The 25295-nt window shown below is 41.3% G+C and carries 12 protein-coding genes and 2 pseudogenes; all 14 read left to right on the forward strand.

All coding sequences use genetic code 11. The annotated features are described in order from the left end of the window. The first annotated feature begins 19 nt into the window (after positions 1-19). Positions 20-2491 (forward strand): TIM-barrel domain-containing protein, encoded by a 2472-nt coding sequence (locus tag H8796_RS08400; RefSeq protein WP_370449173.1) that lies wholly within the window; start codon positions 20-22, stop codon positions 2489-2491. 35 nt (positions 2492-2526) lie between these two features. After that, positions 2527-3858: a glycoside hydrolase family 43 protein gene (locus H8796_RS08405; RefSeq protein WP_117932157.1), complete on the forward strand. Its 1332-nt coding sequence runs from the start codon at positions 2527-2529 to the stop codon at positions 3856-3858. 50 nt (positions 3859-3908) lie between these two features. After that, a complete protein-coding gene (locus H8796_RS08410) occupies positions 3909-5528 on the forward strand; it encodes a glycoside hydrolase 43 family protein (RefSeq protein WP_117932156.1) in 1620 nt (539 codons plus the stop codon). 188 nt (positions 5529-5716) lie between these two features. Then, positions 5717-7450, forward strand: a complete 1734-nt coding sequence (locus tag H8796_RS08415; RefSeq protein WP_117932154.1) for a glycoside hydrolase family 43 protein — start codon at positions 5717-5719, stop codon at positions 7448-7450. A gap of 132 nt (positions 7451-7582) precedes the next feature. Next, positions 7583-10687: a TonB-dependent receptor gene (locus tag H8796_RS08420; RefSeq protein ID WP_117932152.1), complete on the forward strand. Its 3105-nt coding sequence runs from the start codon at positions 7583-7585 to the stop codon at positions 10685-10687. Between the two features lie 10 nt (positions 10688-10697). Then, complete coding sequence (locus H8796_RS08425; protein ID WP_199488036.1) at positions 10698-12521, forward strand: RagB/SusD family nutrient uptake outer membrane protein; 1824 nt, start codon at positions 10698-10700, stop codon at positions 12519-12521. A 37-nt stretch (positions 12522-12558) separates the two neighbouring features. Then, positions 12559-15369, forward strand: coding sequence for a SusC/RagA family TonB-linked outer membrane protein (locus tag H8796_RS08430; protein WP_199488035.1), 2811 nt, complete (start codon positions 12559-12561; stop codon positions 15367-15369). Between the two features lie 21 nt (positions 15370-15390). Further along, the gene (locus tag H8796_RS08435; protein WP_117932150.1) at positions 15391-17151 is read left to right on the forward strand and encodes a RagB/SusD family nutrient uptake outer membrane protein; all 1761 of its coding nucleotides are present in this window, start codon (positions 15391-15393) and stop codon (positions 17149-17151) included. A 58-nt stretch (positions 17152-17209) separates the two neighbouring features. After that, positions 17210-17653, forward strand: a pseudogene (locus H8796_RS25615) (BT_3987 domain-containing protein); the annotation flags it as partial. A 61-nt stretch (positions 17654-17714) separates the two neighbouring features. Beyond that, a complete protein-coding gene (locus tag H8796_RS25620) occupies positions 17715-17819 on the forward strand; it encodes an LPXTG cell wall anchor domain-containing protein (protein ID WP_366512975.1) in 105 nt (34 codons plus the stop codon). Beyond that, positions 17789-18220, forward strand: a pseudogene (locus H8796_RS25625) (DUF5627 domain-containing protein); the annotation flags it as partial. The gene H8796_RS25620 and the pseudogene H8796_RS25625, both read left to right, overlap by 31 nt. A 29-nt stretch (positions 18221-18249) precedes the next feature. After that, a complete protein-coding gene (locus tag H8796_RS08445) occupies positions 18250-21774 on the forward strand; it encodes a sialate O-acetylesterase (protein ID WP_117932146.1) in 3525 nt (1174 codons plus the stop codon). Between the two features lie 207 nt (positions 21775-21981). Next, positions 21982-23898 (forward strand): sialate O-acetylesterase, encoded by a 1917-nt coding sequence (locus tag H8796_RS08450; RefSeq protein WP_117932501.1) that lies wholly within the window; start codon positions 21982-21984, stop codon positions 23896-23898. Positions 23899-23902: 4 nt separating this feature from the next. After that, positions 23903-25288 (forward strand): glycoside hydrolase family 43 protein, encoded by a 1386-nt coding sequence (locus tag H8796_RS08455; protein ID WP_117932144.1) that lies wholly within the window; start codon positions 23903-23905, stop codon positions 25286-25288. Positions 25289-25295: the final 7 nt, after the last annotated feature.

Genomic DNA, 25295 nt, shown 5'->3' on the forward strand with positions numbered 1-25295 from the left:
ATGGTTTATGATTGCCTTTATGATCTCAACGAATGCTTTCACGGCTTTGTCGCAAGTCAAGCAGACTACTTATCTGACAAATGGCATTTCTTGTGATTTGGAACAGGGAATGTTAAAGGTTGAGTTTGTCACCCCGGATATTGTGAGAGTTCAATATACGAAGGAAAACACATGGATGGGAAATGGAACGGATGTTTGTGTTCCGCGTATATCTGATAAACCTGTTCGTCTGAAATATACCAAAGAAACGGATTGTTGCTGGTTGAAATCGGACAGCCTGATGGTCAGAGTCGGTTTGAATACTGCTTCTATCACCTATTTGGATAAAGAGGGGCGATTATTGTTACGGGAAAATCAGAAGATACCCAGAGTCGGAGAAAAGAAAGTGACAGAGCAGGCTATCTATGACGAGCATTCCAAACAGATAAAGAAAACAGCGGATGGTGATAAAGAAATCAAAAGCATTTTGCGTCATGATACCATAGGGCACACCTGGAAATATCGGATTAACTTCGAATGGCAACCATTGGAGGCTTTATATGGATGGGGAGCTCATATGGAAGATTATATGAATCTGCGTGGGAAGGAACTTTATTTATGCCAGCATAATTTAAAAGCTATGGTTCCGGTGGTAAATTCGACAGCCGGCTACGGATTATTGTTTGACGCCGGGTGTGCGATGATGTTTAAAGACAATTCAGAAGGGAGTTTCGTGGAACTTGAAGCAGCCAAACAGATTGATTATTACTTCATGAAGGGCAGGACAATGGATGCCGTAGTGGCCAATTATCGTTTGTTGACGGGTAATTCTCCCATGATGCCTCTTTATCTTTTCGGTTATATCCAATCTAAAGAGCGTTATGTCAGTTCCGATGATTTGATTCATACTTTAAAAGAGTATCGTCAAAGGCAAATCCCAATTGATATGATTGTACAGGATTGGAATTATTGGCCGCAAGGTCAATGGGGAAGCATGAGTATGAATCCTGAATTTTATCCTGATAAAAGAAAACTGGCAGATGAAATTCATTCCCTGCATGCTAAATTAATGATATCGATATGGCCGAATGCCATGAACTGTCCCCAACAGGAGGATTTCAAACGGAAAGGTTTATTATTAAACGGAACTTCTGTGTATGATGCTTTTAATCCATCAGCGAGAGAATTATACTGGAGTTATGCAAATAAAGAGTTTTTTAGTAACGGCTTTGATGCATGGTGGTGTGATGCTTCAGAACCGTTGGATGCCGACTGGACTTTTATGAAGGATGGTTATGGGATTGATAATCATCGGCAGCGTTGGGAATTGAATACAAATTTATTAAGTAGTGTATTGGGAGCGGAACGTAGTCAACTGTATTCCTTATACCATGCGATGGGCATTTATGAGAACCAGCGTTTAGTGAATGAGAATAAGCGTGTTGTAAATCTCACTCGTTCCAGTTATGCAGGTCAGCAACGTTATTCTACGATAACGTGGAACGGTGATACCCGTGCAACCTGGCAATCTTTTGCCCAAATGATTCCCGCAGGACTGAATTTTATGGCTACTGGCTGTCCCTATTGGACTGTGGATATTGGAGCTTTTTTTACGAAGAATGGCGCTCAATGGTTTTGGAAAGGCGATTACGATAAAGGAGTGGCTGATATGGCGTATCGGGAATTATATACCCGAATGTTTCAATATGGTGCATTCTTGCCTGTATTCCGAAGTCATGGTTCCGATACTCCCCGTGAAGTGTGGCGTTTTGGTAAACCGGGCGAGCCTTTTTATGAGAGTCTGATTAAAATGATTCATTTGAGGTATCGTTTGCTTCCTTATATCTACTCTTTGGCAGGAAAGGTGCATCGTGATAATTATACAATGACTAGAGCACTGGCGTTTGATTTTTCAGCAGATACGCGGGTTGCCGATTTGAAAGATGAATTTATGTTGGGTCCGGCTTTGTTGGTTGCCCCTGTTACTACTCCCATGTATTATTCTGTTGATTCCCGTCCATTGGAGAATATAGAGAAGATACGCCGTGTATATTTACCGGCCGGAGCCGGTTGGACAGACTTCTGGACCGGTGAAAAGTATAAGGGCGGGCAATGGATTGTTTCAGAAGCGGCTATAGACAAAATTCCTCTTCTGGTTCGTCAAGGATCGATTATTCCAATGGGGCCGGTTATGCAATATACATCGGAAAAAGTGGATGCCGAATGGGAGATACGGATTTACCCCGGGGCGGACTCTTCATTTACGGTATATGAGGATGAGGGGGATAATTATAATTATGAAAAGGGGAAGTCATCGAGTTTTGAGATGAAATGGGATGATAAAAATAACACATTGACCCTTTCTGATCGTAAAGGCGAATATGCTGGTATGCCTGTATGCCGCAGATTGAAGTTGGTAAGGGTTGATAAGAATTCAGGAACAGGTGTAGAAGAAAATGTCGGTGGAAAGTCCATTGAATATAGAGGAAAACATCTGAAAATAAAAATATGAAATAGTAGAATCTAAAACCATTTAAAATAAAGAATATGAGAAACTTAAAATTCCTTGGTGTGTCGTTCCTATTGGCTATGACTGCCGCCACTTCAGGAGTGGCACAAAATCCTATTATCCAGACAAAGTATACTGCCGATCCGGCTCCGATGGTATATAATGATACAGTTTTTCTTTATACCACTCATGATGAGGATGATGCCGAAGGGTTTAAAATGTTGGACTGGCTGCTCTATACGTCCACGGATATGGTGAATTGGACCGACCATGGCGCGGTTGCTTCTTTGAAGAGCTTTGATTGGGTGACACGCGATAACGGTGCCTGGGCGGAACAGGTGATTGAACGTAATGGTAAATTCTATATGTATTGTCCGATTCATGGTAACGGTATCGGTGTGTTGGTGGCAGATTCTCCTTATGGTCCTTTCAAAGACCCTTTGAACAAACCGTTGGTGTGGCAAAAGGAACATTGGGACGACATTGATCCGACCGTATTTATCGACGATGACGGACAAGCTTATATGTATTGGGGAAATCCGAATGTTTACTATGTGAAGCTGAATGAAGATATGATCTCTTATTCAGGAGAAATTGTAAAATTGGCTAATAAGCCGGAGCATTATCAGGAGGGGCCGTGGGTATATAAACGTAACGGGCATTATTATATGGCTTTCGCTTCGACTTGTTGTCCGGAGGGGATTGGTTATGCGATGAGTGATAAAGCTACCGGACCATGGACTACAAAAGGATATATCATGAAACCTACAGAGAGAACGAGAGGCAATCATCCGGGAATTATTGATTATAAAGGAGATTCTTATGTGTTTGGACTGAATTATGATTTACTTCATCTGGAGACTTTCGATCATAAGGAACGCCGTTCGACATCTGTGGCAAAAATGTATTATAATCCGGATGGAACAATTCAGGAAGTGCCTTATTGGCAGGATACAAAATTGGATCAAATAGAAAATTTCAATCCTTATCGTAGAGTGGAAGCTGAAACAATGGCTTGGGGATATGGCTTGAAAACCGGAAATTTTGAGAAAGGTGGTTTATATGTGACGGATATTGATAATGACGAATACTTGTCTGTACGGGGTGTTGATTTTGGAACAAAAGGGGCGAAGAAGTTTAGTGTCAGTGCCGCTTGTGTTGAAAAAGGAGGAAAAATAGAAATTCGTTTGGATAAGGTGGACGGTCCGATAGTTGGTGTTGTCAGCGTTTCGCCTACAGGAGGAATGGATATCTATAAATTGATGTCATGCCGGATCAAGGAGGCTAAGGGAGTGCACGACCTTTATTTTTGCTTTAAAGGAGAAAAAGGGAAAAAACTTTTTAATCTGGATTATTGGGAGTTTAAATAATATGGATATTATAGAGACTAGAGCTCTAGTCTTTTGATTAAGAATAGTTTATGAGAAAACTTTTTGTTGTATTGGTATCATCGTTGTTTTTAATAACGGGATATGCTAGGGAAATAGCTCCTGATAATACAGGTCTTTTAAGAGATTCATTACCCGCTACATTCCGGAATCCGGTTATAAACGCGGATGTTCCGGATATATCCGTTATTAGGGTAGGAGATGATTTCTATATGATTAGTACTACGATGCACCTGATGCCCGGTGCTCCTGTTATGAAATCCAAGGATTTGGTAAATTGGGAAATGGTAGGTTATGTTTTTGATCGATTGACGGATAATCCCGGTTATGATTTAAAAGAGGGCACTGTTTACGGATGGGGACAATGGGCATCGTCTATCCGTTATCATAATGGCAAATTTTATGTTTTCTTTTCTCCGAATAACAAGCCTTATAAGGGATATATTTACTCGGCAACGGATCCGGCAGGGGAATGGAAATTGGTATCTCGTACACCACATTTTCATGATGCATCTCTCTTCTTTGATGATGACGGACGGGTGTATATTTTTTATGCGACGGGAGCGCTTGCAGAATTGAAAAGTGACCTCTCTGGCATCAAACCGGATGGGGTCAACATGAAGATTTTTGAACGTGATGAAGCGGAGAACGGGCTGTTAGAAGGGAGTCAGGTGATAAAGCACAATGGGAAATATTATTTGCTCATGATTTCATGGCCCAGGAATGGTATTCGTAGAGAAGTGTGTTATCGGGCGGATAAGATAACCGGCCCGTATGAAAAGAAAGTAATTCTGGAAGATGCTTTTGACACCTATGGTGGAGTAGGACAGGGAAATATTGTTGATACGCCTGATGGACGCTGGTATGGAATGATGTTTCAAGACCGGAACGGGATAGGGCGTGTACCTACTTTGATGCCGTGTCGTTGGGTGGATGGCTGGCCGATGTTGGGGGATGAAGAAGGGCGTGTGCCTTTGGCTATGGAGAAGCCGATCCAGGGCTATCCGGAAACTTCTTTAGTGGTAAGTGATGATTTCAGCGACCGGAAATTGAAACTTAATTGGCAATGGAACCATAACCCGTTGGATGAGTATTGGTCTTTAAGTGAACGTCCGGGTTATTTGAGACTGAAAACAAACAGGGTTGTTGATAATCTGTATGCAGCTCCCAATACTATCACACAGCGTATGGAGGGGCCTGCATGTAGCGCTACTGTTTCTATGGATATATCCAGAATGCAGGATGGGGATGTGGCCGGACTTTGTGCATTTAATGGCGACTCTGGTTTGCTTTCTGTTGTAATGAGCGGTGATAAGAAATATCTTACAATGGCCACTAATGTGGTGGAACTGAATGGTCCGGAAAAGACAATTCTAAAAGTGGACGCAATTGAAAAAGAACGGATAGAGCTGACCCGGAATACAATTTATCTACGAATAGACTGTGATTTTAGTCAGCATCGTGACTTGGCTACTTTTTATTATAGTTTGGATAACCAGCATTGGGCAAAGATCGGTCAGGATTTTAAAATGAAATTTGATTATACCAAGTTTTTTATGGGAACGAGGTTTGCCATATTCAATTATGCTACAAAAACGAGTGGCGGTTATGTTGATGTCGACTTCTTTCGTTATCAAAAAGGTGAATATTAATAGGTTGTAAATTAGTGGATTACATCCGCCGTGCTACAAGGGCAAAGATGGATGTAACAGTGGAAATAAAGGGTGTTATTTTGGAAAAGAACCCCGTAACATGAATATGACTGAAGTTTGGTAATGTAGCATATCTTTGCAAAAAAAACAGTAGTACATATTTCTGTTATAAAGATAATTAAAGTATTATGAAGAATACGCAGATGTTACAATCAATTTCGGTCGTCCTATGTTTCTTGTTTCTGTTGGGGGCGGTAACGATGTCATGTAGTTCAAAGAAAGAACAACAATTACCGACTATCGGAAAGTCTGTGGCTCTTTTTGATTATTTTTCTTATAAAGGAAATGATGACTTCTATATTGCTAATCCTCTGTCGGGTGAAGACTATTTTTATAATCCTATCTTACCGGGCTGGTATTCCGATCCCAGTATTTGTACCAATGGAAGAGGTGACTACTTTCTGGTTACATCGACATTTACGTATTATCCCGGTGTTCCTATTTTCCATAGCAGGGACTTGGTGAACTGGAAACAGATCGGTCATGTTTTGAATCGTGCTTCACAATTAGTGAACATGGAGGGACAGAATGTTAGTGGCGGTATTTTTGCTCCGGCCATTTCTTATAATCCGCATAATAAAACTTATTACATGGTGACTACGAATGTAGGAGCCGGAAATTTCTTTGTTAAAACGCAAGATCCGTTTGGTGAATGGTCGGAGCCGATAATGTTGCCGGAGGTCGGAGGTATTGATCCTTCTTTCTTTTTCGATGAGGATGGTAAAGCATATATTGTGAATAATGATGAGGCTCCGGACAATAAACCTGAATATAGCGGACACCGTACTATACGCATACAAGAGTTTGATGTGAAAACGGATAAGACCATCGGTCCCCGTAAGATTCTGGTGAACAAAGGAGCTCAACCGGAGGATAAGCCGATTTGGATAGAAGGCCCTCATTTATATAAAATGAACGGGAGGTATTTTCTGATGTCTGCCGAGGGTGGGACAGGAAACTGGCATTCGGAAGTGATATTTAGTGGTGATTCTCCAATGGGTAAATTTCTTCCCTGGAAAAACAATCCGATTTTGACGCAAAGACACCTGAATTCTGATCGCCCGAATTTAGTGACTTGTGCAGGTCATGCTGACCTTATTCAGGCAAAGGAAGGTGATTGGTGGGCTGTTTTCCTGGCTTGTCGTCCTATCAACAATCAGTTTGAGAATCTGGGACGTGAAACATTTTTGATGCCCGTGAAATGGAGCGAAGACGGGTTTCCATACATGACTCAAGAAGACGATTTGGTACCTATGATTGTGAAACGTACTGGCGTGAAACGTGATACGACAGTTACTTATGGTAATTTTGAGTCAATTGATAATTTTGATTCTCACATACTTGATATGTCATGGATGACTTTAAGGACTTCTGCTTCCGATCTATATTCTTTGTCGGAAACACCCGGATACCTGACCTTGAAGTGTGCCGATGTTAACGCTACGGAAAAGAAAACTCCGGCATTTGTATGTCGCCGCTTGCAGCATCATAAATTTGAATGTACAACCCGTATGTTGTTCGATCCTTCTGATGGCAAGGAGATGGCCGGAATGCTGTTGTTTAAAGATGAGACACACCAATATTTCTTCTGTTTAAGTAAAGCGAGTGAGAATAAATATATTTCGTTGAAACAAATTGGTGAAAAAGAGCAGATATTGGTTTCAGATGAAATAGACGCAAATACCAATGAAGTATATTTGAAATTAGTCTCTCAAGGAATTAGTTACGATTTCTATTATTCAATTGATGGTGAAAAGAACTGGAAATTGCTTTGTAAGGATGTGGATGCCAGTTATCTCTCTACTGCTATGGCAGGTGGATTTACCGGTACTACAATCGGTTTATATGCTACTTGCAAATAAATACCTTTTTATAATAATCTAATACTGTTAGCCATGAAACGTACGTATGATGATAGTTGATAACAAAATTTTGTCAGTCGCTAATAATAAGAGAAAATGTAATTATTAATATCTTATCTTAATTTAATAGTAATGAAGAATGCAAAAAAGAAAAATCAAAAGATTCCCTATTTGCTTCTATTGATGCTATGCTGTTGTATGACGGTTTTGGCACAAAAGGGAGTAACGGTGAAAGGTGTGGTCGTAGATGATAAGGACGTGCCTGTTATTGGAGCATCGATTGTTGTAAAAGGCAATAATTCGATAGGTACAATATCGGATATTGATGGAAATTTTATACTAGCTGTACCTAGTGAAAAAACAGTGCTTGTTATTTCGTATATTGGAATGAAAACAAAAGAAATCCAATCTGCTAAAGGAACAGTGAAAGTAGTACTTGAGGACGATTCAAAGCAGCTTGAAGAGGTCGTAGTCGTAGGATATGGACAACAGAAGAAAGCGAGTGTCATTGGTGCAATTACCCAAACGAGTGGTAAGACACTCGAGCGTGCCGGTGGTGTGTCCAGCGTAGGAGCTGCATTAACAGGTAACTTGCCGGGGGTTATAACCACTGCTACACAAGGAACACCTGGAGCAGAAGACCCAAAAATCTATATTCGTGGTCAGAGTACTTGGAATAATAGTGACCCACTGGTGCTGGTAGATGGTATTGAACGCCCCATGAATAGTGTGGATATTAGCTCTATTGAAAATATTTCAGTGTTGAAAGATGCATCTGCTACGGCGGTTTTTGGTGTGAAAGGAGCGAACGGGGTAATTTTGATTACTACCAAACGTGGTCAGGAAGGAAAGGCGGATATTCGTATTGCAGCCAATGCTACAGTGAAAATACCTTCTAAATTGGCCAGTAAGTATGACTCTTATGATGCACTTGCTTTGCGTAATGAAGCAATCATCCGTGAGATTGGTTTATATCCGGAATCTTGGGATAGCTATACTCCGCAAGACATACTTAATAAGTATCGCAATCCGAAAGATGTGACGGAGGCGGAACGTTATCCGAATGTGGATTGGGCGGACGAAATGGTTAAGAAAGCTACTATGTCCTATAATGCTAATGTTAGTGCGTCGGGAGGTAATAAGTTTGTGAAATATTTTGCTTCAGTCGATTACCTCCATGAAGGTGATATCCTGAAAAAGATTGAGAATAACAAATCGTATGATCCGGGATATGGTTTTAACCGTATCAATGTTCGTTCCAACTTGGATTTCAATCTGACTAAGTCAACTGTATTAACGGCAAACCTTTCCGGTTCGTATGGTGTCAAACAAGATGCTTGGGGACAAGATGATTGGGAATATCGTATTTGGCAAAGTATTTATAGTAATCCGCCCGATTGTTATTTGCCGCGTTATTCAGATGGCACTTGGGGATATTATCCCCCCGACCAGGTAGCCACAGTCAATTCGGCAGCTACATTGGGTAATAATGGTGTGCGGAAAATCAACACTGGTAGAATCAATACAGACTTTACATTAAAGCAAGACCTCGGTATGTTGCTAAAGGGGTTGAATGCCAGAGTTACTCTCTCGTTTGATAACGTTTTCAAGACGCAGGGTGGTGTTTATGATGACGGCAATTTACAATTCAAGTATATTGATCCCAATACCGGACAAGTCACGCTTTCACAACATTATGGCACAAACCAATTCGATTATGTAGTGAATCCTTGGAGCATACGTAAAGATGAAACGTTTGTCAATAAATGGGGAGGTAACGAAAACTCCAGAAAATTGTATTATCAGGCACAGATTGATTATGCGCGTAAATTCGGAGATCACGACGTAACCGTAATGGGACTATTCAGCCGCGATAAATATGCTACGGGCAGTGAATTTGAACACTATCGGGAAGATTGGGTCTTCCGTGGCACTTACAATTATGCTTCCAGATACTTTGTGGAATTTAATGGTGCATATAATGGTTCTGAAAAATTTGGTCCGCAACACCGTTTTGCTTTCTTTCCGTCGGCAGGTATCGGTTGGATGATTAGTGAAGAGAAATTTATGAAATCATTCAAGTTTTTGGATATGCTGAAAGTACGTGCCACTTACGGACAAGTGGGGGATGATAACATCTCCGAACGTTGGCTGTACGTGACACAATGGAAAAATGAGGGAACTTCCGGATTAGGTTCACATGATGGAAATACCAGTCCCTATACGTGGTGGAAAGAAGATAAGATCGGTAACCCGGATATTCATTGGGAAAAGGTTACTAAAAAGAATCTCGGTGTAGAGTTTTCTTTCTTCAACGGTTTGTTTGCCGGTAGTTTCGAAGCGTTCAACGATTATCGTACGGACATTCTTCTGGAAGGTTCAAAACGTGCTATCCCCCCTTATTTTGGAGGAACACCGGGAGTTGCCAATTTAGGTAAAGTTCGGGTGAAAGGTTACGAACTGGAACTCCGCTCTTCCAAAGTATTTGAAAATGGAATGCGGGTATGGGGTAGTTTTAATATGACACACGCTAAAGATAAAGTCGTAGAAGCGGATGACCCGGTATTGAAAGACGAATATCAAAAGCAAGCAAACAAGCAGATCGGACAAACCTATGCTCACATCTCCAATGGCTATTACAATACGTGGGATGAACTTTATGGCAGTACGATATTGAATACATATGATTCGGAAAAACTTCCGGGTAACTTGAATTTTATAGATTATAATGGTGACGGTGTGATAGATACATATGATTCAGTGCCTTATGGGTATCCGGAGAGACCGCAAAATACATATAGCGCAACTGTTGGTTTCGAGTGGAAAGGGTTCAGTGCATTCGTGCAGTTTTATGGTGTCAACAACTGTAACCGTTCTGTCGATCTGAATAGTTTCTCTAATCACTTGAATCGTGCCTATAAGTTAGGAACTTACTGGAGTGCAGATGATACCGGAGCCGACGCTCCGATGCCTCGATGGAATTCTCACGCGGAATATAAAGGTACAATTAATCTGTATGACAGTTCTTATATCCGTCTGAAGAATGTAGAATTGGCTTATACCTTTACACAGTCATGGGTGAAGAAGTTTGGAATCAAGTCTTTACGCATTTATGTGAATGGTGATAATTTGTGGATGTGGAGCCATATGCCGGATGATCGTGAAGTAAATTTAGGTGCATCTTCCGCTTATCCGACAGTAAGACGTGTGAATATGGGATTTAACGTGAACCTATAAAAGAAAAAGTATGATGATAAAAAATATATACAAGTTGATAGCTTGCGGCACATTATTGTTAATGATAGCTGCATTATCTTCCTGCAAGGATTATCTGGATCGTAGTCCGGAGGCAGAGGTTTCTTCTACAGATGCCTTTATCAGCTTTAATAATTTCCAGGGATTTGTTGAAGAGTTATATAGTAGTGTACCTGATTACACCATTTATACTTGGGCCTGCGATTGGATACTGGGTGATGAAATACTGAACAAGGTTGGAGGTATATGGGTCAATGACGAAATGGATAAAGGAAATTCCTGGGTTTGGGACAGTTGGATTTCATGGTTGTCTGCGGCTGATATAAAGACTGATGGTGATACAGGAAAAGGGCTATGGTCTAATGCATGGTATGCTATTCGTAAAGCGAATCTTGGTCTCGAGAATATGGAGAATCTTACAGATGCTACTCCCGAGCAGAGAGATATTATTAAAGGACAGTTGCTGTTTTTCCGTGCTTTCTATCATTTTGAGCTAATGACTTATTGGGGAGGTATGCCTTATATCGACAAAGCGTTTTCTTCTGCTGATAAATTGGACTATCCCCGCTTAAACTGTCACGAAACGGCTGACCGCATTGCACAAGACTTGCGCGAAGCAGCCGACTTGTTACCGGCCGACTGGGATAAAACAGCTACTGGAAAATTAACACTCGGTAAAAACCAGTTGCGTGTATCTAAAATTACGGCATTAGGCTATTTGGGTAAGAACTACTTGTATGCCGGAAGTCCGTTGCTTAACTACGAGTCGACCGGAAATAAAAATTTCGATACGGAGTATTGCCGGAAAGCAGCTGAAGTATTTGCAGAATTGCTGAAATATGTAGATAAGCAAGAAACACAGGTGAAACTCATCGATTGGGAAAACTATAGTTTCCTGTTTTATAGTCATGGTAAGAATGGTGCAATTCCCGGTTATCCGGAGGCGATATTTCAATGTCCGGTATACAATGCTTGGTTGAAGGGATGTCCTTGGGGACCTAGTTCGAACTATGGGGATAGTAAGGCTAATCCTGGTGCTTATAGTTCTCCCAATGCTCGTTTTGTAGAGAATTATGGAACAAAGAATGGACTGCCGATTGATGATCCGGACAACCACCAATATGATAAGACCGATCCTTGGGCTAATCGTGATCCTCGTTTCTATCATAATATCATCTATGATGGAGTGCAAGTGGTGAAAGGGTCTATGCCGGATGCGGATGAGAAGTATCGCTATGCGGATTTGACAACGAAAGGACATAGTCGTGTCAACGATAAATCAGGCCGTACAGGTTATGGATTGCGTAAACTAGTTCCTATGGACAATAATAACTATGACCAGTGGAATGACAATTATATGCATTTGTCATATATGCGTTTAGCCGATGTCTATCTGATGTATGCGGAAGCTGTTCTTCAAGGATATGGATCGGCAACCAGTACCGGACCTGATTATATAACAGCAGAAGCAGCTGTTAATATTATTCGTAAACGTTGCGGGGCTGGCACTGTTGGAGCAAAATATGTGAACGACAAAGAGAAGTTTATGGGTGAAATCATTCGTGAACGCGCTATGGAATTGGGATTTGAAGAAGAATTCCGTTATAATGATTTACGTCGTTGGATGATTGCCGACCAACTGAAATATCGGGAGAAGACTGCCATCTATTTTGATAGAGGAGCCGATGGAAAACCGATCAACATGAGAGAGGAAGTGCTTGTGACTCGTCCTTTTGAGAGTAAGCACTGGTGGTTACCTTTAAGAATCAAAGATGTCTCTAATTATCCAACATTCGGTCAAAATCCGGGATGGTAATCTGTGGGTCTATTTTTTCACTTAAAATGAAAACACAATGAAATATATAAAAATAGGATTGGTTCTGTGTGGAATGTTTTTGATTCCGTCAGTGAAGGCGGTAGGAACAGCTATAGAACCGGAAAGTAAAGATTCATTGGTACACATAGCCTATACGGCAGTGTCCAATAAAGACTTGGCGGGAGGAATTTCCGTACTGAAGCCAAGTGAATACCTGGACAAATCGTACAGTACATACGCACTGGAGGGAGCGGAAGCTTTCGTTGGAGGCAGTAACCTTTGGGGAATGGGCAATGCATTGGTTTTGGTAGATGGTGTTCCTCGTTCTATTGACAATATCACTACTAGCGAGATCGATCAGATTACATTCCTGAAGGGTGCGAATGCGGTTGTTCTGTATGGTAGCAGGGCTGCTAACGGAGTGATTCTGATTACCACCAAACGTGGGAAAGTAGGTGATCGTCAAATTAACGTGCGTGCTCATGCTGGTATCAACACTCCGAAAGCATATCCCCAATATATCGGTTCGGCCGAATATATGACGTATTATAATCAGGCATGTATCAATGATGGCATTGACCCGCTTTATGATAAAGCCACTATCTATAACTACGGTGCGCAGGTCAATCCTTATCGTTATCCGGATGTGGACTATTATTCGTCTGATTATTTGCGTAAATTTTATAACTCTTATTCTGCCGAAGCTGACTTTACAGGCGGTACGGAGCGTGCCCGTTTCTATGCACAGGCAGGCATTCAGAATAATAATTCTTTGTTGAATTTTGGTGAAGGTAAAAAAGAAGGGACTACGCGTTTGAATATTCGTGGTAATGTCGATTTGAAATTGAACGATTATATCAAGACTTATGTAAATGTTTCTACGGTCTTTTATAATAACCATTCGGCATTGGGTGACTTTTGGAATAAAGCTCGCACAATCCAGCCGCACCGTTATTCGCCAATGATTCCTATTGATATGATTGATCCGGATAATCCGAATCTACAGCTACAAATACGGAACAGTCGTCATATTATCGATGGCAAATACTTGCTCGGTGGTTCGCAGCAATATCTCACCAATCCAATAGCCGATGCTTATGCCGGGGGATACATTGCCTATACAAGTCGGCAATTTCAATTTACTGGCGGTCTTGATATTGATCTGAATCAGGTGCTGAAAGGCTTATCTTTTCATGGTGCCATGAGTATCGACTACTCTAACACGTACAATGAGTCGGTGAATAATACTTACGCTGTGTATGTAGCTGATTGGGGCAAAAGTGAGCAAGGTACAGATATAATCAATGGTTTGACTAAGCACAACAAAGATATGAATACGGGAACCCAGAATCTTAGCGATTCTTGGAATCATCAGACTGTCGATTTTAATGTGCATTTTGATTATACTAATACTTTTCAGGAGAAGCACAATGTGTCAGCCATTTTGCTAGGAGCCGCAACTCGTATGCGTCAAACAGGTGACTTCCAATACGAAACGAATGCCAATATGGGTTTGCAGTTGGACTACAATTTTAGTCAGACCTATTATGCATCATTTGGTGGTGCGCTTGTCAATTCTACTCGTCTGGCAAGTGCTCATCGGTTGGCATTCTCTCCGACAGTTGGGTTAGGATGGGTTTTATCAGAGGAGGCTTTTATGCAAAACGCCCGTTCGATCGACCGATTGAAATTGACGGCTTCTGCCGGTATTCTACATACTGATTTGTTATTCCCCACCGATAGTGAGACCGGTCGTCCATTGTACTTTCTGTATGATGCTGTTTATATGGAGGCTCCCGGCTATGGATGGCACGATGGCAAATACAGCAATAATTATACTTCTGTGACACGAGGGGAAAATTTGAAGTTAGGATATGCCAAGCGTAAAGAGATTAATGTTGGTATCGAAGGTTCCTTCTTTAACAATTTGCTTAATATGAAGGCTAATCTATTTTTCACTAAGTTGGAAGATATTCCAGTCATTGCGGCAACTCAATATCCTAGTTATTTTCAATCGGGTTATCCGAAAACTTCATTCATTCCTTATACTAATTTCAATACCAATCAATATCGTGGTTTTGATTTTCAGATAGACTTGAACAAGAAGGTGGGGCAGGTTAATTTGCAAGCAGGCGTATCGGGCACTTATGTTACTTCGAAAGCATTGAAACGTGATGAATTGTACGCTGATTCTTATCGTAATCGGGTGGGGCAACCCACTGATGCTATCTTCGGATTGCAGAGTGAAGGGTTGTTTATGAATCAGGCGGAAATTGACGAGCGCAATATCGAGCAGAAGTTTGGAGAGGTGAAACCTGGTGATATCAAGTATAAAGACCAAAATAATGATGGAGTGATTGATGAACGAGACGAAGTAATGATTGGCCGATGGGGAGCACCTTTCTCTTATGGTGTTCATTTAACAGCTCAATGGAAAGATTTCACTTTGTTTTTATTGGGAACAGGTAGTGTCGGCGGTACAGGTGTTAAAACGGATGACTATTATTGGGTGAATGGAGATAAGAAGTATTCTGTTGTAGTGCGTGACAGTTGGACGGAAAAGAATCCTGGTGCATCATATCCACGTTTGACCACTACTAATGGTAGTAACAATTTTCGTTATTCGGATTTCTGGACTTATAGTACTAATCGATTTGACTTAGCTAAAGTACAGTTGACTTACTCGTTGCCGCATAAAATCATCCAAAGTTCTTTTATCAAAGATCTTAAGGTGTATGTGAGTGGTTCCAATCTGTTGACTATTGCCAAAAACAGGGAAATATTGGAATTGAATCTGGGTTCTCCTCAATGCCGTTTTTATAACCTTGGAGTAAAAGTTGAATTTTAATTCCATTAAAGTTGAATTGACATGAAAAAGAAATTAATAATAATATTAACGTCATGCTGTTTGTGTTTCACTTTTGTCGGTTGTAGCAATTTGTTTGCACCGGAAGATGAAAACAATCGTGGCAAGGAAGATATGGTGAATGATCCCGCGTTCGCCGAAGGGTTACTGCTGAATGCATATGTCCGATTGCCGAATAACTATTCTTTTGATGATGTAGCTACAGATGATGCTGTAACCAATGATGTAAATAATAACTATTTGAAGATGGCTACCGGACAATGGTCGGCCATGATGAATCCGATGAACCAGTGGGAACGTTCCTATACTTCCATTCAGTATTTGAATATGATGTTGGAAGATGCAGACAATATTGAATGGGCCACTACTGGTGAAGGAACCAAAGAATTGTTTAATGATCGCATTAAAGGAGAGTGTTATGGTCTCCGTGCTTTGAATATGTATTATTTGTTGCAAGCTCATGCGGGAAGAACTGCGGATGGCCGGTTGATGGGTGTACCTATCTTGGTTGAATCGCAAAATGGTGAGAGTAATTTCAATTTACCAAGAGATACTTTTGAAGATTGTGTAGAGCAGATTTATAGCGACTTGAGTAAAGCTGAAAGTTATCTGCCTCTTGATTACGAAGACATCGCTGATGCCAGTCAGTTACCGTCTAAATATGCTCACATTTCCTATACGGAATATAATCGTGTATTTGGCTCTTACAACCGTCAACGTATGTCGGGACGCATAGCTAAAGCTATTCGCTCAAAGGTTGCGCTACTCGCTGCCAGTCCGGCTTTCGGTGGTACGGAACAACAGTGGAAAGATGCGGCTGATTATGCAGGAGAGGTACTCGACCTGAATGGCGGTTTGTCCGGTATGGCAAGTAATGGTTTTTATTGGTATGCCCGGGAAAATTCAGCAGAAATTGGTGGTTTGGGTGATGGTAACAATCCTAAAGAAATCCTTTGGAGAACTAATGTAGAAGAATCCAATAATCTGGAGACTGAAAACTTTCCTCCCAGCCTATATGGAAATGGACGTATCAATCCAACCCAGAACTTAGTAGATGCATTTCCTATGCAGAATGGCTATCCTATTACAGACAAGGTAAATGGAAAGTATAATGAAAGTCGTCCGTACACGAGCCGTGATCCTCGTCTGGCTAAATATATTGTCACAAACGGAAGCACCATGGGCCCAAGTGATTCACAGATTTACACAGAGGTGGGTAAAACTGATGATGGTATTAATGCAATCTCTACTTCTACACGTACGGGGTACTATATGAGAAAACTGTTGCGTGAAGATGTGAATCTAAATCCGGTAAGCAGCCAAAAGCAAGTTCATTATTATCCGCGCATTCGTTATACGGAAATATTCCTGAATTATGCTGAAGCCTCCAACAGGGCTTGGGGACCGGATGGTAATGGAGAACATGGATATTCTGCCCGCGATGTCATTGCTGCAATCCGCCAACGTGCCGGCATTGCTCAACCGGATACTTATCTGGAATCAATAAATACTATGGATGAGATGGAAGAACTGATCCGTAACGAACGTCGTTTGGAACTTTGTTTCGAAGGTTTTCGCTTTTGGGATTTGCGCCGTTGGGAGACCAACTTAACGGAAGCAGCACAAGGAGTACGTATCATGGGAACACTATATGCTGATATTACTGTGGAAAATAGAGTGTATCAGAATTATATGAACTATGGACCTCTTCCCTATGAGGAAATATTGAAATGGGATCAACTTCTGCAAAATAAAGGATGGTAAAACGTCAAAGTAATCAATAAAATCAGAAAATATGAAAAAGTTAACTATCTTAAGCATAATGCTACTCGCCGGTGTGCTGACGGCTTGTCACAACCAGGATTGGGAGTTTCCTGACTATAAATATACAACCGTATACTTTGCTTATCAGACTCCTGTACGTACCATTGTACTTGGAGAAGATATCTATGATACAAGCTTGGACAATGCACATAAGTGTAAAATTATGGCTACTACTGGAGGTGTTTATCAGAATAACCATAATATTGTTTTGGATCTTTCCTTGGATGAGAACCTATGCAAAGGATTCACATTTGGAGAGGGTGGTGAAACGGTGGAAGCCATGCCTCATCATTACTATAATTATGATGACTTTGTGAATACTAAACTAACCATTCCCTCTGGTCAGATAGCGGGTGGAATTGAGGTACAGCTCACGGATGAGTTTTTCAAAGATGAGAAAGCAATACAGAATAAGTATGTTATTCCGATGGTAATTAATTCGGTTTCCAATGCTGACTCGATATTGCGCGGAAAGCCGGCAGTAGCAAATCCCAATCGGTTGATTGCCGCAGACTGGGGAACACAGCCTAAGGATTATATCCTTTATTGTATTAAGTATATCAACCCTTGGGATGCTACTTATCTGCGTCGTGGTAAGGAAGTGGTGACTGAAGATGGAGCACAGCGTGAAATTGTCCGTCATGCCAGTTATGTAGAAAAAGATGAAAAATGTGCATTAAATACATACAATCTGAAAACAGTGACGGCTTCATTCAAAACCTATGATAAGAACAAATTGGAAGTTCCATTTACAATGTCACTGACATTCGACGATAATAATAACTGTATTGTGAAACAGAAAGAAGGGGCGGATTATGTAATCACTGGTAATGGTAAGTTTGTAAAAGACGGCGATAAGAAAAGCTGGGGACAGGAAGATCGTGATGCCGTTTACCTCGATTATACACTTACACTTGGTAACAGCAATACGTATGCTATTAAAGATACGTTGGTGGTACTTACCCGGGGTGTCGTGGCAGAAACATTTAAGCCAGTAGCAATCCCTTGAATTAATAAATAGATAAAGAGAAACACGTTATGAAATATTTGAAACATATCTATCTTTTTACCCTTATCATCTTGTTGTCTGCTAGTTGTGTAGACACTGAAGATTATAGACGATTTCAGGTAGACGAACTTGAAATTTCCAAGTCCGACCCGAATTTCCACATCTATTTGTGCTTCGGTCAGTCGAACATGGAAGGTAATGCTGCCATTGAGAATGTGGATAAAGAAGGAGTTAGCTCCCGTTTCCGAATGATGGCTGTGTCGCCTGACGATGAAGAACATCTGGGAAGAATAGCTGGTGAATGGTATACAGCCGTTCCGCCGCTTTGTCGTTGGGATACTGGCCTGACACCTATTGATTATTTTGGCCGTACTATGGTGGCTGAAACATCGGACAACGTGAAAGTTGGTGTTATCATGGTGGCTATGGGTGGTGCAGGTATTGATGCTTTCGATAAGGAAAATTATAAAAAATATTACGGTGAAGCCGATGACTGGCAAAAAGGGTTGATGAATATTTATGGAGGTAATCCTTACGCCAAACTGGTGGAGATGGCAAAAATAGCCAAACAATCCGGGGTTATCAAAGGTATTTTGCTACATCAGGGTGAAACCAACAATATGCAAGAGGATTGGCCGATGAAGGTGAACAAGATTTATACCGACCTGTTGAAAGATCTCACACTCAATAGTGATACTGTTCCTCTGCTGATTGGGGAAATGTTGACCGAAGAGCAAGGAGGGATTTGCCATGGTATGAACAGCATCATTGCCAAGATGCCCTCATTGGTGAAAAATGCCCATGTGATTTCAGCTGAAGGATGCCCCGGCAAAGAAGACGGGCTTCATTTCACGGCCGAAGGCTATCGGGAGTTGGGTAAGAGGTATGCCCAAAAGATGCTTCAATTACTTGTTTTGGATAAGGCGGAAGGAATGCCCAAATTGCATATCGAAGGCCGGTATTTGAAAGATAGTGAAGGTAATATAGTCAATTTGCATGGTTTTGCACAGACATATAGTCCTTACTTCAATGAAAGCATGTGGAGCAACTATGATGTGGATGCTTGTTTGAGATACAATCAGGGGCTGGTTCGTAGAATGCTTGCTGCTGGTTGGGAGATGGATTTTATTCGTTTACATATGGATCCTTATTGGAGCAATACGCCGGGCTGTCAAGCGACAGGTGAAAATGATATCCATTGTTTTGAAGAAGCCCGCTTTAAGAAATATCTGGATCAGGTTTTTGTTCCGATGGCAGAATATGCGATTTCAAAAGGTATGTATGTAGTCATGCGTCCTCCTGGAGTATGTCCGGAAGAAATTGCTGTGGATGATGATTACAATGAATATCTTGTAACTGTATGGGATATTGTTTCCAAGCATCCCAAAATCAAAAACAATTCGCATATTATGTTCGAGTTGGCCAATGAGCCGGTACGTATCGTTGGTTCCGATGGTATTGCCGGAGGAGATGGAGATCCTTGTTTTACCAGCCTCAAGAAATATTTCCAGAAGGTAGTCGATGCTATCCGTGCAAATGCCGATAACATTATTTGGGTTCCCGGATTGGGTTATCAGTCTAATTATAGTGGTTATGCTAATCATCGTATAGAGGGAGATAACATTGGTTATGCGGTGCATTTATATCCGGGGTGGATGAACAGTGACGGAGAAAATGGTGACGGTGGCTCCAGTACAGGTGGTTACCAACCTTTCCAGAACGGATGGGATAGGCAAGTAGGCCCGGTGGCGGATTTTGCACCCATCATTATTACGGAGATGGACTGGGCTCCTGCTAGATATGATGCTTCGTGGGGAAAAGCCATTACTGGAACGTTAGGAGGACCGGGGTTCGGTGCCAATTTTAAATATATTGTTGATAACGCAGGCAATGTAAGTTGGTTGCTTTTCACTAGCCCGCATTTATTGGCCGACTTCAAAGATGTACCTGGTACACCGGGAGCTTATACGTTCTTGGATGATCCGCAAGCTTGTCCATGGCCTATTTATCATTGGTATCAAGATTATAGAAAAGGGACTTCCGATACTGGTGCTTTGAAAGATATTACAGTTGAAGGAGCCGAAGCAGGTATTACTTTAACTACCGGAAGTAGTTCGTACCTGATGGTTTATGCCAACTACGAAGATGGAAGTACTTCTATTGTTTCTTCTAAAGCTTCATTCTCCTGTTCAGATCCTTCTATCATCAGCATAGATGGAACGGGTAAGATGACTGCTCTCAAAGATGGAAATGTAACCATTACGGTGACTTATGGAGAGGCATCCGGCATAAAAACAGCTACGGTGGCAGTTCATGCTACCACTTTCCCACTGTCGGCAGATGCGTTCAATCCGAGTATATGGGAAACTGGAACATACGATGAAACGACACATACCTTAATCACGGGTTCATATGGATTCGGTGGTTGGGAATATACTAATGGCGTAGATTTGTCTGGTTACAAGTACCTAGTTGTCAAATTAGGAAATGACAATACCGCTGATGTAAAATTCCGTTTATTTGATAAGGGATACTGGGAAGGAGCTGCTTCTTATGCTTTTGGTAATTCACGTAAAGTGGTGGTGGAACTTAAGAAGATGAAGAAAGAAGATTCTGGAGCTATATTGAGTCCGAAATCTATAAAGATCATTGGGTTCTGGTCCAATGGAGGAAAGCCTATTATTATTAATGATATCTATTTGAGTAATGATGACGCTGAAAACCCTGTTAAAGATTATTTCTCATTTGATAACCTCAATCCGAATATATGGGACCCGAATCAACCGACTGGTTCTTTTGAACCCAAGACTGGTACATTGATTACTGGTTCATATGGCTTTGGTGGATGGGAATACGATAGTGCCGTTGATTTCTCCGGTTATCACTATTTGGTGGCCGAGCTGGGTGAAGGAACGGAAGCTACGGATGTTGCTTTTCGGGTTTTCGATAAAGGATATTGGGATGGAGAGGCAGCCAGTGTCACATTTAACAATTCCCGTACTGCTGTCATCGATCTGAAGAGTTTGTCGAAGAATGGATCAAAAGTAGATCCATCTCTCAAAATTGTCGGGTTCTGGTCGAGCGGTGGTAAGAAAATAGTTATAAAGAGAGTCTATCTGACGGATATTGTAGAACAACCAGGTGATTTCTCTTTTGATGACTTCAACCCTAGTATCTGGGAAACAGGCTCATTTGATAGAAAAACGCATACTTTTATTGCCGGTCAGTATGGTTTCGGAGGTTGGCAGTATTCTGCTGGCAAGGATTTGTCTACTCACAAATATCTGGTAGCCGAATTGGTCAGCATGGAGGATACCGATGATGTTGCTTTCCGGATTTTTGATGAAGGTTATTGGAATGGGGCAGCTGGGGATGTCAAAGTAGATAAAACGACTTTGCGTGCTGTTATTGATCTTACTAATTTGTCAAAGGAGAAGGACGGTGTACTAACAAAAGTTTCTCCAAATTCTATTAAGATTATTGGTTTTTGGTCTATGGGAGGCAAAGAAGTAGTTATTAATAGAGTTTATTTAACAGATACAAAGGCGAAATAGCTTTTGGAAAAATAAATAAACCGTTTGAATGAAGAGGTTATCCGTAGTGGGTAGCCTCTTTATTCAATATGTAACGTGGAGATATGTATTAGAAACATAATAATATGGTGCATTGGAAAAAGATGCGTTCTTTTGCATATATGTTTGATTGACTGTTAATTCAGACCTGCGGGAAGTCGTAGGTTTTTCAAAGCTAATAAAATGAATATGAAAAAGATAATTTTAGTAAGTTGTTTATTGTGTGTAAGCATATTCGCATTTACACAAGATAAGAATTTCCATATTTACCTTTGTTTGGGACAATCAAATATGGAAGGAAATGCAAAAGTTGAGACACAGGATACGTGTAATGTTAATGAACGTTTTCTGGTGATGGCAGCTGTTGACTGTCCGTCTTTAGGGCGTATCGAAGGAGAATGGTATAAGGCGGTTCCTCCGTTGGTACGTTGCTATACAGGATTGACGCCGGCAGATTATTTCGGGCGTACATTGGTAGAAAGATTACCTGATAATATAAAAGTGGGTGTCATTAATGTAGCTGTGGGTGGTTGTAGGATTGAATTATTCAATGAAGAGCATTGTGAAGAATATATTGCTTCTCAACCGGAATGGATGAAAAATAGTACAAAAGCCTATGATAATAACCCTTACCGCAGACTAAAGGAGTTAGCAAGAAAAGCGCAGAAAGCGGGCGTAATTAAAGGTATCCTATTACATCAGGGTGAATCTAACACCGGTGATAAAGATTGGCCTCAAAAGGTGAAGAGGGTATATGAAAACCTGTTGAGAGATCTGAATCTTCAGGCAAAAGATGTGCCTTTGCTGGTGGGAGAAGTGGTACATGCCGATCAGAATGGTAAGTGTGCAAGCATGAATGAAATAATCAATACCCTGCCACAGGTGATTCCTACTTCATATGTGATTCCTTCTTCAGGTTGTCCTGCGGCAGAAGATGATTTGCATTTTACGGCAGCAGGATATAGAGAGTTGGGAGTGCGATATGCGGAGAAACAGCTTCTTTTGTTGGAGAAAGAGCGCGATTTAGGTATAGCGACTGTTCCGGCATCTACCAACATCCCTGGATATGATTATCCTCGAGTGGATAAAGAAGGACGTGTCCATTTTCGCTTCTATGCTCCACAGGCAAGTAAGATGCAAGTGGATTGTTGCGGAAAGAAGTATGATATGTGGAAAGATACCGGAGGACTTTGGATGGCAACAACTGATCCGTTACCCGTAGGATTCCATTATTATTTTCTAATAGTGGACGGAGTATCGGTAACAGATCCTTCCAGTTATACCTTTTTTGGTTGTTGCCGTATGGCAAGTGGTATTGAAATTCCTGAAGGCGAAGAGGGGGATTATTATCGTCCTCAACAAGTTCCTCACGGGCAAGTTCGCTCTTGTACATATTACTCGGAGACGCAAAAAGAGTTTCGTCGATGTATGGTATATACGCCGGCGGAGTATGAAACTCATTCGAAAAAACGTTTCCCGGTATTATATTTGCAGCACGGCATGGGAGAAGATGAGACCGGTTGGAGCACACAAGGACGTATGAATCATATTATGGATAATTTGATCGCATCTGGCAAATGTGTTCCAATGTTGGTTGTGATGGATAGTGGGGATGTCGAAGTTCCGTTTCGGCCACGTCCGGGGAAAAACATAGACGAAGAAAGGGCATTGTATGGTGCTACTTTTTATGATGTCATCCTGAAAGACTTGATTCCGATGATTGATCGTACTTTCCGTACTAAGACGGATCGTGGAAGTCGTGCGATGGCAGGTCTGTCGTGGGGCGGACACCAGACTTTCAATACTACACTGCCTCATCTCGACAAGTTCTCTTATATAGGAAGTTTTAGCGGAGCTATTTTCGGACTGGATATGAAAACTTGCTTTAACGGAGTGTTTGCTGATGCGAACAAATTCAATAAGGAGGTGAATTATCTTTTTCTTGGCTGTGGTACGGAAGAACAAATGGGTACAAAAAAAATGGTAGATTCACTCCGTGAACTGGGTATCAGGGTCGATTATTATGAATCGCAAGGTACCGGACATGAATGGTTGACATGGAGGCGGTGTCTGAAAGAATTCATACCGCATTTATTTAAATATTAATAGTATGAAAATGAAATTTAGATTTGTAGCGGCAACATTGCTGCTTGGGGGTATTTGGTCGGATAGTCTATTTGCTCAAAATCCGATAGTACAAACTTGTTATACTACAGATCCTGCTCCTATGGTACATGATGGCACTTTGTATGTCTATACAGGGCATGATGAAGATAAAGCCGACTTTTTCTGGATGCAGGAGTGGCGTGTATATTCTACCAAAGATATGGTAAATTGGACCGATCACGGTTCTCCCCTTGCCATTGAATCCTTTGATTGGGCGGACGACCGTGCCTGGGCGGCACAGTGTATCGAGCGTAATGGAAAATTTTACTGGTATGTCTGCCTGCACTCTAAACTGACTAATGCTATGGCAATCGGTGTGGCAGTTGGCGATACTCCTCTCGGCCCTTTTAAGGATGCTATCGGTAAACCGCTTCATGATGGAAGTTGGGATTATATTGATCCTACTGTATTGGTGGATGATGATGGGCGTGCTTATTTATACTGGGGGAATCCGAATATCTATTATGCAGAACTGAATGAGGATATGATTTCACTTAAAGGTGAAGTTACTAAACTGGAACAAACAGTGGAGAGTTTCGGCGCACCTAATCCGGAAAAGCGTGTCAAAGATGTAAAATACAAGGATACTTATACTGAAGGTCCGTGGCTTCATAAACGGGAAGGAAAGTATTATCTTCTTTATGCGGCCGGAGGAGTACCCGAGCATATTGCTTATTCTATGAGTGACGGGCCTCTTGGTCCATGGAAATATATAGGTGAAATTATGCCCTTACAAGATACAGGCTCATTTACTAACCATTGTGGAGTGATAGACTACAAGGATAATTCTTACTTTTTTTATCATACGGGTAAGTTACCGGGTGGCGGAGGTTTCGGACGTAGTGTGGCGGTAGAACAATTCAAATATAATGCGGACGGCACATTTCCCATTATTAATGCTACCCGGGAAGGGGTATCACCGGTAGGTACACTCAATCCTTACGAACGAGTAGAAGCTGAAACTATTGCATTCTCGGAAGGTGTAAAGTCCGAAATTAATGCAAAGACAGGAGTGTATATTTCTGAAATTCATAATGGTGATTATACGAAAGTACGTGAAGTGAACTTCGGTGATAAATCTCCCAAACGGTTCACTGCTACTGTGGCCAGTGCTTTGCGTGGTGGCGTACTTGAAGTGCGTACTGATAGTATAAATGGACCATTAATTGCAGAACTGGCCGTTCCTACAACGGGAGGTTGGGAATGCTGGAAGACCTTGCAGACTGATATTGTAAAACCAGTCACAGGAATACAAGATGTTTATTTTGTATTCAAGGGACGAAAAGGCTGTAAGTTGTTTAATTTTGATTGGTACAAGTTTAGCAAATAGTTATATA

This window comes from Bacteroides sp. M10 (assembly GCF_014334015.1).
Lineage (GTDB): Bacteria > Bacteroidota > Bacteroidia > Bacteroidales > Bacteroidaceae > Bacteroides > Bacteroides intestinigallinarum.

Excerpts from the sequence above, each read along its gene's own strand:
- H8796_RS08415 (WP_117932154.1), top strand. The coding sequence starts at position 5,717 with ATGAAGAATACGCAGATGTTACAATCAATTTCGGTCGTCCTATGTTTC.
- H8796_RS08400 (WP_370449173.1), top strand. The coding sequence starts at position 20 with ATGATCTCAACGAATGCTTTCACGGCTTTGTCGCAAGTCAAGCAGACT.
- H8796_RS08445 (WP_117932146.1), top strand. The coding sequence starts at position 18,250 with ATGAAATATTTGAAACATATCTATCTTTTTACCCTTATCATCTTGTTG.
- H8796_RS08435 (WP_117932150.1), top strand. The coding sequence starts at position 15,391 with ATGAAAAAGAAATTAATAATAATATTAACGTCATGCTGTTTGTGTTTC.
- H8796_RS08450 (WP_117932501.1), top strand. The coding sequence starts at position 21,982 with ATGAAAAAGATAATTTTAGTAAGTTGTTTATTGTGTGTAAGCATATTC.
- H8796_RS08430 (WP_199488035.1), top strand. The coding sequence starts at position 12,559 with ATGAAATATATAAAAATAGGATTGGTTCTGTGTGGAATGTTTTTGATT.
- H8796_RS08420 (WP_117932152.1), top strand. The coding sequence starts at position 7,583 with ATGAAGAATGCAAAAAAGAAAAATCAAAAGATTCCCTATTTGCTTCTA.
- H8796_RS08425 (WP_199488036.1), top strand. The coding sequence starts at position 10,698 with ATGATGATAAAAAATATATACAAGTTGATAGCTTGCGGCACATTATTG.
- H8796_RS08405 (WP_117932157.1), top strand. The coding sequence starts at position 2,527 with ATGAGAAACTTAAAATTCCTTGGTGTGTCGTTCCTATTGGCTATGACT.
- H8796_RS08410 (WP_117932156.1), top strand. The coding sequence starts at position 3,909 with ATGAGAAAACTTTTTGTTGTATTGGTATCATCGTTGTTTTTAATAACG.
- H8796_RS08455 (WP_117932144.1), top strand. The coding sequence starts at position 23,903 with ATGAAAATGAAATTTAGATTTGTAGCGGCAACATTGCTGCTTGGGGGT.